General features: G+C 52.2%; 16 protein-coding genes. 13 read left to right on the top strand and 3 right to left on the bottom strand.

Going from position 1 to position 12849, the window contains the following annotated elements; translation table 11 throughout:
• Position 1: 1 nt before the first annotated feature.
• Together P6287_RS07495 and rimJ are read right to left on the bottom strand one after the other, a co-directional pair.
• Positions 2-643, bottom strand: coding sequence for a DUF480 domain-containing protein (locus P6287_RS07495; protein WP_192413671.1), 642 nt, complete (start codon positions 641-643; stop codon positions 2-4).
• Positions 644-658: 15 nt separating this feature from the next.
• Positions 659-1252: a ribosomal protein S5-alanine N-acetyltransferase gene (gene rimJ, locus P6287_RS07490; protein ID WP_277974915.1), complete on the bottom strand. Its 594-nt coding sequence runs from the start codon at positions 1250-1252 to the stop codon at positions 659-661.
• Positions 1253-1497: 245 nt separating this feature from the next.
• Here rimJ and mdtH point away from each other — a divergent pair, with 245 nt between their 5' ends.
• The 10 genes from mdtH to P6287_RS07440 all read left to right on the top strand — a co-directional run bounded on the left by mdtH (position 1498) and on the right by P6287_RS07440 (position 9218).
• On the top strand, positions 1498-2700 hold the full coding sequence (mdtH, locus tag P6287_RS07485; protein ID WP_277974731.1) for a multidrug efflux MFS transporter MdtH: 1203 nt from the start codon (positions 1498-1500) through the stop codon (positions 2698-2700).
• Between the two features lie 89 nt (positions 2701-2789).
• The gene (gene grxB / locus P6287_RS07480) at positions 2790-3437 is read left to right on the top strand and encodes a glutaredoxin 2 (protein ID WP_101760858.1); all 648 of its coding nucleotides are present in this window, start codon (positions 2790-2792) and stop codon (positions 3435-3437) included.
• Between the two features lie 111 nt (positions 3438-3548).
• Positions 3549-4112: a lipoprotein gene (locus tag P6287_RS07475; protein ID WP_277974730.1), complete on the top strand. Its 564-nt coding sequence runs from the start codon at positions 3549-3551 to the stop codon at positions 4110-4112.
• Positions 4113-4247: 135 nt separating this feature from the next.
• Positions 4248-5294: a dihydroorotase gene (gene pyrC / locus P6287_RS07470; protein WP_101760860.1), complete on the top strand. Its 1047-nt coding sequence runs from the start codon at positions 4248-4250 to the stop codon at positions 5292-5294.
• Positions 5295-5362: 68 nt separating this feature from the next.
• Positions 5363-5608, top strand: coding sequence for a DNA damage-inducible protein I (gene dinI, locus P6287_RS07465; protein ID WP_101760861.1), 246 nt, complete (start codon positions 5363-5365; stop codon positions 5606-5608).
• Positions 5609-5751: 143 nt separating this feature from the next.
• A complete protein-coding gene (locus tag P6287_RS07460) occupies positions 5752-6021 on the top strand; it encodes a hypothetical protein (RefSeq protein ID WP_101760862.1) in 270 nt (89 codons plus the stop codon).
• A 278-nt stretch (positions 6022-6299) separates the two neighbouring features.
• Complete coding sequence (gene bssS, locus P6287_RS07455; RefSeq protein ID WP_008103119.1) at positions 6300-6554, top strand: biofilm formation regulator BssS; 255 nt, start codon at positions 6300-6302, stop codon at positions 6552-6554.
• A 106-nt stretch (positions 6555-6660) separates the two neighbouring features.
• On the top strand, positions 6661-7776 hold the full coding sequence (gene solA / locus P6287_RS07450) for an N-methyl-L-tryptophan oxidase (RefSeq protein ID WP_192234320.1): 1116 nt from the start codon (positions 6661-6663) through the stop codon (positions 7774-7776).
• A gap of 292 nt (positions 7777-8068) precedes the next feature.
• Positions 8069-8641, top strand: coding sequence for a cytochrome b (locus tag P6287_RS07445; protein WP_192234322.1), 573 nt, complete (start codon positions 8069-8071; stop codon positions 8639-8641).
• 1 nt (position 8642) lies between these two features.
• The gene (locus P6287_RS07440) at positions 8643-9218 is read left to right on the top strand and encodes a YceI family protein (RefSeq protein WP_101760864.1); all 576 of its coding nucleotides are present in this window, start codon (positions 8643-8645) and stop codon (positions 9216-9218) included.
• Positions 9219-9262: 44 nt separating this feature from the next.
• On the opposite strand, the gene P6287_RS07435 is transcribed toward P6287_RS07440, so the two are convergent.
• A complete protein-coding gene (locus P6287_RS07435; RefSeq protein ID WP_101760865.1) occupies positions 9263-10318 on the bottom strand; it encodes a rhodanese-related sulfurtransferase in 1056 nt (351 codons plus the stop codon).
• A 267-nt stretch (positions 10319-10585) separates the two neighbouring features.
• On the opposite strand from P6287_RS07435, the gene P6287_RS07430 reads away from it, so the two are divergent.
• From P6287_RS07430 to P6287_RS07420, 3 genes are all read left to right on the top strand, one after another.
• The gene (locus P6287_RS07430; RefSeq protein ID WP_101760866.1) at positions 10586-11509 is read left to right on the top strand and encodes a Kdo(2)-lipid IV(A) acyltransferase; all 924 of its coding nucleotides are present in this window, start codon (positions 10586-10588) and stop codon (positions 11507-11509) included.
• A gap of 558 nt (positions 11510-12067) precedes the next feature.
• Positions 12068-12334 carry a hypothetical protein gene (locus tag P6287_RS07425; protein WP_008103132.1) on the top strand — a complete coding sequence of 89 codons (267 nt, stop codon included), beginning with the start codon at positions 12068-12070 and terminating at the stop codon, positions 12332-12334.
• 119 nt (positions 12335-12453) lie between these two features.
• Entirely contained in the window at positions 12454-12849 is a 396-nt protein-coding gene (locus P6287_RS07420; RefSeq protein WP_101760867.1) for a MysB family protein, read from the top strand.

The following is a 12849-nucleotide window of genomic DNA, read 5'->3' as shown; positions in this document are numbered from 1 at the left end:
ATTAGTGCTCCTTTTGCAGCAGCTGTTGCAGTTGCGACTGCAACTCAGCAACCGTTTCTTCAAGTTGCGCGACACGCGCGGTTAAATCGCCGTTGTCATTGACGGTTTCTGCGCTGGCCGCGTCTTCCACTACTTCGCCACCGAAAAGATGCATATAGCGGCTTTCACGTTTGCCCGGTTCGCGCGCCAGTCGCACCACCATTGGGCCATCCTCGCGCGTGCTTAAACCGTTAAGCGTCTGCTCAACTTCATTCATATCGCTGAATTCATGCAGACGGCCGCTGCGGGTGCGCAGTTCGCCCGGCGTCTGTGCACCGCGCAGGAACAGCAACGTCAATACCGCGACTTCAGCGCTGCTCAGTTGCAGATTGCCGAAAGCGGAATTGCAGAAGCGCTGTTCATACTTGCTGACGCGCTGACCGAAGCCGTTATTGGCGGTCACCAGATGCTTTTTCACCAGCTCATCAAGCTGCGCTTGCACCTCCATCTCGCTGAGATTGAGCACCGGTTCGCGGTTGGATTTCTGATTACAGGCGGTGACAACGCCATTAAGGGAGAGCGGATATTGATCCGGCGTGGTGACCTGCTTCTCCAGCAGGCATCCAATCACGCGCAATGCCTGCGCGGATAAGGCCATTTTCATTGAGGTGATCCTTTATTATTGTCCACGACGATCCGGGGTCCACTCCCGGCAGGTCAACGCGGTGAGTACATGATCCTGCCAGCACCCATCGATCAACAAGTAATCTTTGGCGTAACCCTCTTTTTCAAATCCAAGACGCGCCAGCAGATCGCCACTGCGCTGATTGTGCGGCATATAATTAGCCATAATGCGGTGAATACGTTGCTGACGTTGCATATAGCGAAGGGTGGTAGTGAGCGCTTCAAACATCAGTCCCTGACCTTGCCACTTCTCGCCCAGTGAATAGCCGAGGTAGCAGGCGTGAAACGAGCCGCGCAGCACGTTGCTGTAATTCGCCACACCACGCACTTCGGTCTCTTCCGGGTCCATCAGCACAAAATAGTAGGCTGAGCCCTGTTTATGCATGTCGGCGATCAGTCCGAGGCGCGCTTGCCAGCCCGAAGGATAACAATGGCTCTCGTCGCGCACCGGTTCCCACGGCTTGAGAAACGCACGATTTTCAGCGTAATAATCCGCTAATCGCCAGGCATCGCGTTCGTGTACTAAACGCACCACTAAGCGATCGGTAGTGAGGCGCACGCGTGGGCCAGCAGAACGATAGCCAAACATCATGACTCCTGAAATCCATAACTTAAGAAAGATGTACGCCAGCGGCGATACTCCTCACTATAACCGTCACCCCGCTTGCGGTAAAACCCTTGAACGCGTTCCTCAGGATTCATCCTGATTTAGGATTAATATTTCTGCGGATTCGATGAAAAAATATCATCCTGAGAAAGCTGTTTTTCGCCGCTGAGCAGGCGGAAAATAGACCAATTGGTCTCTTATCTCCTCTCATTTGCTCAGGAATTAGCATGTCTCGGGTTGCGCGGGCACGACGCCTCGGTAAAACATTTCTTTTAGTGGATAACATGCTGGTTGTGATGGGCTTTTTCGTGGTGTTTCCCCTCATTTCCATCCATTTTGTCGAACAGCTGGGCTGGGCCGCGTTGATGGTCGGTATTGCGCTTGGCTTGCGCCAGTTCGTCCAGCAGGGATTCGGCATCTTCGGCGGTGCGATTGCCGACCGTTTTGGCGCGCGTCCGCTGATCGTCACCGGCATGCTGATGCGCGCGGCGGGTTTTGCCTGCATGGCGCTGGCGCATGAACCCTGGCTGCTGTGGTTTGCCTGTTTGCTTTCCGGTCTTGGCGGCACGCTGTTTGACCCGCCACGCAGCGCGCTGGTGATGAAACTGGTGCGCGCACGCGATCGCGGCCGCTTCTTCTCCCTGCTGATGATGCAGGACAGCGCCGGTGCGGTGCTGGGCGCGCTGATTGGTAGCTGGCTGCTGGCGTGGGATTTCCGTCTGGTGTGCTGGGTTGGCGCGGCGGTGTTTGTCACTGCTGCGCTGTTTAACGCCGTTTGGTTACCGGCGTGGCGCATCTCGACCGAACGCATTGCGATGCGTGAAGGGATGCAACGCGTCTGGCAGGACAAGCGTTTTCGCCTGTACGTGCTGACATTGACCGGCTACTACATTCTCGCCGTGCAGGTGATGTTGATGCTGCCGGTGATGGTGAATCAGGTAGCCGGGGCGCCTGCTGCGGTGAAGTGGATGTACGCGATTGAAGCGCTGCTGTCATTAAGCCTGCTCTATCCGCTGGCGCGCTGGAGCGAAAAACGCTTCCGCCTCGAAACGCGTTTGATGGCCGGCTTGTTCCTGATGACGTTCAGTCTGCTGCCGGTTGGCATGACCGATTCGCTGCCGTCGCTGTTTATGCTGATCGCCCTCTTTTATCTGGGCTCAATCATTGCTGAACCGGCGCGAGAAACGCTCAGCGCTTCGCTGGCCAGTTCGCGTGCGCGCGGCAGCTATATGGGCTTCAGCCGACTCGGCCTCGCGATTGGCGGCTTGATCGGCTACTCCGGCGGCGGCTGGATGTTCGATATGGGCCAGCTATGGGCGCTGCCGGAACTGCCGTGGATGCTGCTGAGCAGCGTTGGCATGATTACCCTTTTGGCGCTTTGGTGGCAGTTCCAGCCGCGTTCGGTGGCGCCAGCGATTTTCAGCAGCTAATTTGCCCCCGCCAAAGATCTCTTCCATACTTCCCGCACGTCCGAAAAAAGGGTGACCTCCGTCACCCTTAGAACCACAGGAGAAACGGGATGAAACTCTACATCTACGATCACTGCCCTTTCTGCGTCAAAGCACGCATGATTTTCGGCTTAAAAAATCTGCCATTAGAACTCATCGTTATGCTGAATGACGACGAGCAAACGCCGAAAAAATTGATCGGCCAGAAAATGGCGCCGATTCTGCAACAGGCCGACGGCAGCGCTGTACCGGAAAGTATGGATATTGTGCGCCTGGTAGATAAATATGATCACCAACCGCTGCTCAATGGCAAAAGCAATCCTGCGATCAGCGACTGGCTGCGCCACGTGAATGGCTACGTCAATAAGCTGCTGCTGCCGCGCATCGCCGATGCCTCCTTCGCCGAATTCGCTACGCCGGAAGCGCGTAGCTACTTCAGCGAGAAGAAGCAGGCCAGCGTGGGCGATTTCAGCGAGTTGCGTAAACACGCGCCGGGCTTAATCAAAAACATCAGCGACGATCTGCGTCAGCTCGACAAGCTGATCGTCAAACCCAATGCGGTAAATGGCGAACTGTCGGAAGATGATATTCATCTTTTCCCGCTGCTGCGCTCCTTAACGCTGGTCAACGGCATTGAATGGCCAAGCCGCGTTGCCGATTATCGCGACAACATGGCGAAACAAACCCAGGTTAATCTGCTCTCCTCCATCGCCGCATAATCTTCATCCCTGAGAGGCGCTGCGGCGCTTCTCATCTCTCTCCTGGTGACACATGCCGCTGATTCAGGCAGGCTATCGCTGTTTTGCCGTTTCGATCAGGATGAGGACAATATGAAAAAGGCGTTTACCGGGCTTTTCGCTCTGCTTTTTGCCGTGCTACTCAGCGGCTGTAACCAATTGACGCAATACACCATCAGCGAACAGGAAGTGAATCAGGCGCTGCAAAAGCGCAATAACTTCGAAAAAGATATCGGCGTTTCCGGGCTGGTGAATGCGCACATTGTGCTGAGCGATCTCAACAGCCAGATTGGCCGTGAAGAACCCGGAAAAATAACGCTCTCGGGTAAAGCCAATATCAATGTCAGCTCGCTGTTTGGTCCGCAGCAGGCCGAAATGCTGCTGAAGATGAAGGCGCAGCCGGTTTACAGCGCACAGGAAGGCGCGATTTATCTGCATGACATGGAGATTGTCAATGCGCAGGTGCAGCCGGAGAAAATGGCGTCGATCATGAAAACCCTCACGCCGTATCTCAATGAGTCGCTGAAGCGCTACTTTAATGAGAGACCTGCTTATGTGCTGAGTGCAGACCGCAGCAAAGGCGAAGCGCTGGCGAAGAAACTTGCTAAAGGAATTGAAGTGAAACCGGGCCAATTGGTGATTCCGTTTACAGATTAATCCGCGCAACCGCACCTTCCGGTGCGGTTTTTGTTTGTCACAATAAAATCCCGTGCAAACGGTTGCCCACATCCTTATGATTACTCCCCGGCCTAAACGTGCCTCTCGTTTTCTTCTCAGCCGGAGTCTTTTTGAATGACAGCCCAACCTCAGCACATTACCATCCGCCGCCCTGACGACTGGCACATCCATCTGCGCGATGGCGCGATGCTCAACGCCGTACTGCCTTATACCAGCGCAGTAAATGGTCGTGCGATTGTCATGCCAAACCTGGTTCCACCGGTTATCAGCGTGGCCGCTGCCGTGGCGTATCGCGAGCGCATCATGGCTGCGTTACCTGCTGAGCACGCTTTTACTCCGCTGATGACCTGCTATCTCACCGATTCACTTGATCCCGATGAGATCGAGCGCGGCTTCCGTGACGGCACTTTTACCGCCGCCAAACTCTATCCTGCGCACGCCACCACCAACTCCAGCCACGGCGTGACCAACATCGCCGCTATCGCTAAGGTGCTGGATCGCATGCAGCAGATCGGCATGCCAATGCTGGTGCACGGCGAAGTGACCGATTCTCACATCGATATATTTGATCGCGAAGCGCGCTTTATTGAAACCGTGTTGGAACCGCTGCGTAAACAGTTCCCGGCGCTGAAAGTGGTGATGGAGCACATCACCACGAAAGAAGCGGCGGAGTATCTGGCAGCCGGTAATGATCTGCTGGGCGCCACCATTACGCCACAGCACCTGATGTTCAACCGTAACCACATGCTGGTGGGCGGCGTGCGTCCGCATCTTTACTGCCTGCCGATTCTGAAGCGCAATATCCATCAGGAAGCGCTGCGTAAGCTGGTTGCTAGCGGGAATCGTCGCGTATTCCTCGGTACCGATACCGCGCCACATCTGCGTCACCTCAAGGAAGCCAGCTGTGGCTGCGCCGGCGTGTTTAATGCGCCGACCTCATTGCCGGCGTACGCCACCGTGTTTGAGGAGCTGAATGCGCTGGAACATTTCGAAGCCTTCTGCTCGGAGAACGGCGCGAACTTCTACGGTCTGCCGCTGAATGAAGGCACGCTGACGCTGGTGCGAGAATCCTGGCAGGTTGAAGAGAGCATTGCGCTGGCAGATGACACGCTGGTGCCTTTCCTTGCCGGTGAAACGCTGAACTGGCGCATCAAAGAATAATGATCTGCTGCTTGCCTTCGGGAAATTTATACTGTACAAATAAACAGTATATTATCCCGGAGGCTTCTATGCGTGTTGAAATTACCGTAGCAAAAACTTCGCCCCTTCCTGCGGGTGCACTGGATGCACTCAGCGTCGAACTGGTTCGTCGCATTACGCAGGATTTCCCCGACGACGATCATCACGTCAAAGTGCGTTATGCCGGCGGCAACCAACTCAGCGTGTTTGGTGGCTGTAAAGAGTCACGCGAACGCATCAGCGAACTGTTACAAGAAACCTGGGAAAGCGCTGACGACTGGTTCAATAACGATTAACTGCCACTGTGCCGTTTTTGCCGGGTATCGCTATCCGGCTTTTTTGTTTTTATTTCCCTCTCGCCAGAAAAACTTCCTGCATCTAGACTCATGTTAAACGATCCCCTATTCTTGCCTCGTCATGCTTACAGGAGGTGTTTTACATGACTACTGAAAAACCAGAAGAGGCGATGACCTTCGGAGAATTGCTGGCATTTATTGCTGAGCAACAGCGCCGCTTAACCGTATTAGAAAATGCGTTTGCCACCTTGACCTTCTGTCTCGACGATCGCGCCAATCAGTTGCTGGTCCACAACCTGACGCTGGAAGCGCAAAACCAGAACCATGACGAGCAGTTACAGCAGCATTTTACCCGGCTGGCGGAAGAGATTCAGAAACGTCACGGCCTGCTGCCGGTCGAGCCACACTCATAAAAGTGCCCCCTTTTTCGGCCTAAAGTTTTCCCTTATAAAAGCCGATAACTTCGTCAGTGTTGCCAGTAATAATTCCAATAAAATGCCTGATGCTGCGGGCATTTTATTATTCGATTAAACGGCAATGTTAACCGCGTTTATTTTTACTCTGTTTAGGTTCGTCATACCTTTTAACTATTGTACCCGCCATTTCATGTTATAATTGTTTCGCTAGTGCACGATACAGCCGCATTGAACCTCAAGAAGCACTTCGTTTAACGAGTAATACGGAGGTTATAATGGACAGAAATAAAGACGTCATCCAGACTCATCCGTTGGTAGGATGGGACATCAGCACCGTAGACAGTTATGACGCCATGATGATTCGCCTGCACTCGCTCTCCTCGCAGGGGCAGAAAGAAGAAGAAGCTGACGTAGGCCCGACCTACTGGCTGACTACTGACGTAGCCAGACAGTTCATCTCTCTACTCGAAGCTGGCATTGCAAAAATAGAGTCTACCGAGCAGTACCTACGCGACAATCAAAAGCATTAATTTCTACTATCGCGTGAAAGGGCACCCAACAGGGTGCCTTTTTCATGGGCGCTCTCTTTTGATATGCTGTTGAAAAATTTCGCTGTTTTGCTGGAGTGATGTCGTTATGGTTTATGATCTGATTGTGGTGGGAAGCGGTTCGGTCGGCGCAGCAGCCGGTTTTTACGCCACGCAGGCTGGCTTATCGGTGCTGATGATTGATAGCGCCCATCCGCCGCACAGCCAGGGCACACATCATGGGGAAACCCGCCTGATTCGCCATGCGTATGGTGAAGGTGAACGCTACGTGCCGCTGGTGCTACGCGCACAGACACTCTGGGATGAGCTGGAACGCCAGAGCGGCGAGCGCATCATGCATCGCAGCGGCATCCTCAACTTAGCGCCCATCACCTCCTCCTTTATTCAAAATGTTATCGATAGCGCGAAAGCGTGGCAGCTGGATGTGAAAATCCTGCAAGCCGATGAAGTGCGCGCGCGCTGGCCGCAGTTCACAGTGCCGGATGGCTACATCGGCGTGTACGAACCCAACTCCGGCTTCCTCAAATGTGAGCAAGCGGTGCGCAGCTGGGTGCAGCTGGCGGAACAGGCCGGTTGCGCGCAGCTGTTTAACTGTCCGGTGACAGAGATAGGTCGTGACGGCGATCTGCAGCAAGTCACTACCAGCGATGGCATTTTCCGCGCGCGTAAACTGTTGGTCAGCGCCGGTACCTGGGTGAGCCAGTTGGTCGCCGATCTGCCGGTTGCGCCCGTGCGCAAAGTTTTCGCCTGGTATCAGGCAGATGGTCGCTACAGCGAGAACAATAAATTCCCCGGCTTTACCGTGGAGATGAGCGATGGCAGCCACTTTTACGGCTTCCCGGCGGATAACAACGCGCTGAAAGTGGGACGTCACGATGGCGGACAGCTGATGCAAACGCCGGCCGATCGCAAACCTTTTGGCAGCATCGCGGTAGACGGCAACGAATCTTTTAGCTTCCTGCGTAAATTCCTGCCGGGTGTGGGCGTCTGTTTGCATGGCGAAGCCTGCAGCTACGACAATACGCCGGACGAAGATTTCATTATCGATACGCTACCGGGCGAACCTAATCGTCTGATCATCACCGGCTTAAGCGGACACGGTTTCAAATTCGCCAGCGTGCTGGGTGAACTTGCCAGTGAATTTGCGCAGAACAAACCGTTCTCTTTCGATATTGCGCCTTTCTCCCTCGCGCGATTTAACTAAACCATACTTGCCGGTACTAATCCTGTGCCGGCGAAATTGACACAAACTGACAGTTAATTACCTATATCAACATTCAGCGCAGCGCTATGCCGCATTTGGTGTAGTGAATATGCAATACTTCGCAATAAGCCCCACCTTTTAAGCTACCCCTTCAATTATTCTGACTGAGTTTTAATTAAATCCTCATTTATTCCGAAGATGATTTTCAACTTTATAGAAAAGTAAGGTTAATTGATCTTTCATTGCAAAATGTAGATGCTCATTACCACTTATTTCATTCCAGGTGATTTTAATGTGGCGTAATTCCACACAGCATTTCGGCGCTGTCTCGATTTTATTGCATTGGCTTATGGCGCTGGTTATTTACGGCATGTTCGCGCTGGGTTTGTGGATGGTCGGATTGGGCTATTACGATGGCTGGTATCACGATGCGCCCGAAATTCATAAAGGCATCGGCATTCTGCTGTTCGCTGCGCTGCTGCTGCGCCTCGGCTGGCGTTTTATTTCACCGCCGCCCAAACCGTTGGCGAGTTATTCGCCCGCCGTACGACGCAGCGCTACCGCCGCGCACTGGCTGTTATACGGCTTACTGTTGGTGCTGCTGTTCACCGGTTATCTCATCTCCACCGCCGATGGCAAACCGATCTCCGTATTTGGCTGGTTCGCGGTTCCCGCCCTGTTCAGCGGCGCCGCGCAACAAGCGGATCTGGCGGGTGACCTTCATCTTTGGCTGGCGTGGGGTTTGGTGCTGATCTCAGCACTGCACGCGCTGGCAGCCCTGAAACACCATTTTATCGACCGTGATGTGACACTGAAAAGGATGTTGGGTTACCGCATCCCGTTAATCTCTGAAAAGGAAAAGTAACATGCTAAAGAAGACATTATTGGCAGTAGCAGCGGCCGGATTATTGAGCGCCAGCCTGACGGCCAGCGCGGCTGATTACAAATTTGATAAGGAAGGCCAGCACGCGTTTGTGCAGTTCCGCATTCAGCACCTGGGCTACAGCTGGTTGTACGGCACCTTTAAAGACTTTGATGGCAGCTTCACTTTTGATGAAGCCAATCCTGCGGCAGATAAAGTCAACGTGACCATCAACACCAACAGCCTCGATACCAACCATGCTGAGCGTGATAAACACCTGCGCAGCGCGGATTTCCTCAACACCGGTAAGTTCCCGCAGGCAACCTTTGCTTCTACCGCCGTGAAGAAAGAGGGTAAAGATTACAAGATCACCGGTGACCTGACGCTGAATGGCGTGACCAAGCCCGTCACGCTGGATGCTAAATTGATCGGTGAAGGCAAAGATCCATGGGGCGGCTACCGTGCAGGATTTGAAGCCAGCGGTGAGATCGTGCTGAAAGAGTTCAACATCAGCAAAGATCTTGGCCCGGCATCGCAGAAAGCTGAACTGATTATTTCGGTGGAAGGCGTGCGTAAGTAAACGAAATACAGCCTGAAGTCCGCAGACCTCAGGCTGTTTTACGCTTATTTTTTATCTGGCGCCGGAATCGCCATCGTCATGTTCAGCAAACCACGTGATTTGTTGAACACTTTGTTGCCATTTTCACGGCCCGCACGGCGTGCGCGCTGCTCCTCTGGCGACAACGTTGACTCTTCCATGCAGATTGGGCTGCAGCAGTTGTTGTACTTTTCAGCGCAGCTTGGGCACTGAATAAACAGCAAATGACAGCCATCATTGATGCAGTTGGTGTGGCTATCGCAAGGCGTGCCGCACTGATGACAGCTGGAAAGAATATCGTCGGAAATACGCTCGCCCATGCGCTCGTCAAAGACAAAGTTTTTGCCCTTGAAACGCACCGGTAAACCCTGTTCGCGCGCCCGGCGGGTGTATTCAATAATCCCGCCTTCGATGTGATAAACATCTTTGAAGCCGTTGTGTTTCATCCAGGCGCTGGCCTTTTCACAACGAATGCCACCGGTACAGTACATAACAATCTTTTTGTCTTTCTGATCCTGCAGCATATCAACGGCCATCGGCAGTTGATCGCGGAAGGTATCGGCCGGCACTTCCATGGCGTTATCGAAGCGCCCCACTTCATATTCGTAGTGGTTACGCATATCCACAAACAGCGCATCCGGATCGTCGAGCATTGCATTAACGTCCGCGGCTTTCAGGTAAGCACCCACATCGCTGGCATCAAAGCTATTGTCTTCAATCCCATCCGCTACAATGCGTTCACGCACTTTCAGGCGCAGCACCCAAAAAGATTTACCGTCATCATCCAGCGCAATGTTCATGCGCAAGTTATTTAGCGCCGCATCAAAGGCATACAAAGCGGCCTTCATCTTTTCGTAGCGGCTGGCGGGCACACTGATTTGTGCGTTGATGCCTTCGTGCGCAACATAGACGCGACCAAACACCTTGAGTTTGGTTAACTCAACGTAGAGGGCATCACGGAAGGCTTTAGGATCGGCAATCTGGAAGTATTTATAAAAAGAGACTGTGGTACGTGGTTCGGTTTCCGCCAACATACGTTCCTTCAGCTCTTTATTGGAAACAAGGTTATGTAACACTGGCATGGTGTTCGTCCTGTTAGCAATCAGAGAAATTTAGCGCGCGTATGATACCCGAATTCTGCCTGATACAAAAATTTTGGTTTGATAAGCCTGCCGGCTGAAATTACACACGCATTTGTGCGCCACAATTGCGTTTTCGTGCGCATCCCTGCTGTAGGAAAGCCGTCCTCGGTCTATGCTTGATTTCAGCCAGAATGAAAAAATGGCATAATGACAAAAAATTACAGAAACCGGACTCTCTGGCATAAGACGCAGGATACTGACATTTCCATGACTCAACTTCCCCAACTCACCCGTGAACTCTTCTATCCACGCTATTGGCTGACCTGGCTCGGCATTGGCTTTCTTTATCTGCTGGTGCTGTTGCCCTATCCGGTACTGCATGCAATTGGCTGCGGATTGGGTCGCGTTGCCATGCGCTTTATGAAGCGGCGCGTTGAAGTGGCGCAGCGTAATCTTGAAGTGTGCTTCCCCACTATGCCGACCAATGAACGTGACGCGATGGTAAAGCACAACTTCGAATCGGTTGGCATGGGGCTGATTGAAACCGGGATGGCGTGGTTCTGGCCGGACTGGCGTATTCGTAAATGGGTCACCACCAGCGGGCTGGAGCACGTGACTAACGCGCTGGCAGAGAAGCGCGGCATATTATTAATTGGTATGCACTTTCTGACTCTGGAGTTGGGAGCGCGGGTATTTGGTATGCACAACCCAGGCATTGGCGTGTATCGTCCCAACGACAACAAGTTGATCGACTGGCTGCAAACCTGGGGCCGGATGCGCTCCAATAAAAGCATGCTGGACCGCAAAGATCTGAAAGGCATGATTCGCGCCATGAAGAACAACGACATTATCTGGTATGCACCGGATCATGATTATGGCCCGCGCAGCAGCGTGTTTGCGCCATTCTTCGCGGTTCAGGATGCGGCGACAACCACCGGCACCCATATGCTGATTCGTCTGGCAAACCCAAGCGTGGTGCCGTTCCTGGCGCGACGTCTGCCGAACGCGCGCGGCTATGAGCTGAAAATGATGCCAGATATCCGCGACAAATTTACGCTGGAATCTGAACTTGATACCGCTGTGGTGATGAACAAAGTGGTGGAAGAGACGGTGCTGCTGGCTCCAGAGCAATACATGTGGCTGCATCGCCGCTTTAAAACGCGTCCGCAAGGCGAACCATCGGTTTATTAATATCGGACGGGGCACCCTGTGTGCTCCACGGTTTATATGCACTAATTTGCCTTTTGGCGCGATCACATGCGGTAATTTATTAGTGAGCCGTGCCAGCCTGAACTTAGGCTGATAGTTGGCTTAGCGCCGCATTTAATCAGACATCACTTTTCTTCAGCACGCAATGTTGACGTAAAATTAACCTTTCCTTGCGCCATAGCAGCCAAATTCTGCGTTGATGCAGGATTACCGGAATTGTCACTCATTAATATTTATTCACCAAAGTTTAGCGTTTCGGACCTGATTTCTACAACTTCCAGGGCTATTCCTATTTAATATTGCTAAATCCTTCGGCATCACTTATCAATGAAGTAAAATTAACTTACTAAACAAGGTATTGTCTGATTAAAAAACCCCATATTCCTTTTCGTTAAAATAATCGCTTCGCTTATAACTTTATGGAATTGGTTCGTAAAATCGAATCCAGTTAATTTCGATTGCAGCACTTAGCTTCACCCGTTCACTTTTAAAAAATATAAAAAGATTACACACAGCAAATATATCTCAGGACAATATAATATGAATAAAGGTATCTACTACTACGTGACGATCAGTACCGATCAGGAAGGTTATCATCTTCTGCATCGGAAAGAGTGCAAACGCTTACCTGTAAAGGAGGATATGGTATTTATTGGCACTCTATATAATTTAAATCAGGCATTATCAACCGCGCGTATTAATTTTAAAAAGGTTAAGCCCTGTATTAAATGTTGTATTCGTTACTCTGCTCCAATTATTCACGAATCAGTACGCCCGGTATTGCATTTCCCGCAGAAAATAGCCTGACCGGTTGGGCGGTTGAATTTCACGCAACCGCCCAACTGATATTTCCTCTCCGCCCTGCACGTCACGATTTTTCGTCTATCCTTCTGTGAAATCCCTTTTTTACAGACATGGAGTTGATGATGAGCCTGTTTACCACCCTTGAAGAAGCCATTGAAGCCGCTCGTGAAGAGTTTCTCGCCAGCCAACCAGAGATCGCTGAAGAAGATGCCAGTGTAAGCCAGTTCGCCCTGCAGAAGTACGTGATGCAGGATGGCGACATTATGTGGCAGGCCGAATTTTTCGCGGAAGAGGACGGTCAGGGTGAATGCCTGCCAATCTCAAGCGGAGACGCCGCACAAGCCATCTTTGATGGCGATTTTGATGAAGTCGAACTGCGTCAGGAGTGGCAGGCGGAAAATACGCTGCACGAATGGGACGACGGCGAGTTCCAGCTGGAACCACCGCGTGACCTTGAAGAGGGCGAAGCGGCGGCACAAGAGTGGGAAGACGACAACAGCCCTTCTGACAACCTGTAA

The sequence above is a fragment of the Pantoea sp. X85 genome (assembly GCF_029623675.1).
Lineage (GTDB): Bacteria > Pseudomonadota > Gammaproteobacteria > Enterobacterales > Enterobacteriaceae > Pantoea > Pantoea leporis.
The sequence above is the reverse complement of the archived record's forward strand: the minus strand, read 5'-3'. Positions and strand labels throughout refer to the sequence as shown.

Coding starts and splice junctions, on each gene's coding strand:
- P6287_RS07495 (WP_192413671.1), bottom strand. CDS start 643: ATGAAAATGGCCTTATCCGCGCAGGCATTGCGCGTGATTGGATGCCTG.
- rimJ (WP_277974915.1), bottom strand. CDS start 1,252: ATGTTTGGCTATCGTTCTGCTGGCCCACGCGTGCGCCTCACTACCGAT.
- mdtH (WP_277974731.1), top strand. CDS start 1,498: ATGTCTCGGGTTGCGCGGGCACGACGCCTCGGTAAAACATTTCTTTTA.
- grxB (WP_101760858.1), top strand. CDS start 2,790: ATGAAACTCTACATCTACGATCACTGCCCTTTCTGCGTCAAAGCACGC.
- P6287_RS07475 (WP_277974730.1), top strand. CDS start 3,549: ATGAAAAAGGCGTTTACCGGGCTTTTCGCTCTGCTTTTTGCCGTGCTA.
- pyrC (WP_101760860.1), top strand. CDS start 4,248: ATGACAGCCCAACCTCAGCACATTACCATCCGCCGCCCTGACGACTGG.
- dinI (WP_101760861.1), top strand. CDS start 5,363: ATGCGTGTTGAAATTACCGTAGCAAAAACTTCGCCCCTTCCTGCGGGT.
- P6287_RS07460 (WP_101760862.1), top strand. CDS start 5,752: ATGACTACTGAAAAACCAGAAGAGGCGATGACCTTCGGAGAATTGCTG.
- bssS (WP_008103119.1), top strand. CDS start 6,300: ATGGACAGAAATAAAGACGTCATCCAGACTCATCCGTTGGTAGGATGG.
- solA (WP_192234320.1), top strand. CDS start 6,661: ATGGTTTATGATCTGATTGTGGTGGGAAGCGGTTCGGTCGGCGCAGCA.
- P6287_RS07445 (WP_192234322.1), top strand. CDS start 8,069: ATGTGGCGTAATTCCACACAGCATTTCGGCGCTGTCTCGATTTTATTG.
- P6287_RS07440 (WP_101760864.1), top strand. CDS start 8,643: ATGCTAAAGAAGACATTATTGGCAGTAGCAGCGGCCGGATTATTGAGC.
- P6287_RS07435 (WP_101760865.1), bottom strand. CDS start 10,318: ATGCCAGTGTTACATAACCTTGTTTCCAATAAAGAGCTGAAGGAACGT.
- P6287_RS07430 (WP_101760866.1), top strand. CDS start 10,586: ATGACTCAACTTCCCCAACTCACCCGTGAACTCTTCTATCCACGCTAT.
- P6287_RS07425 (WP_008103132.1), top strand. CDS start 12,068: ATGAATAAAGGTATCTACTACTACGTGACGATCAGTACCGATCAGGAA.
- P6287_RS07420 (WP_101760867.1), top strand. CDS start 12,454: ATGAGCCTGTTTACCACCCTTGAAGAAGCCATTGAAGCCGCTCGTGAA.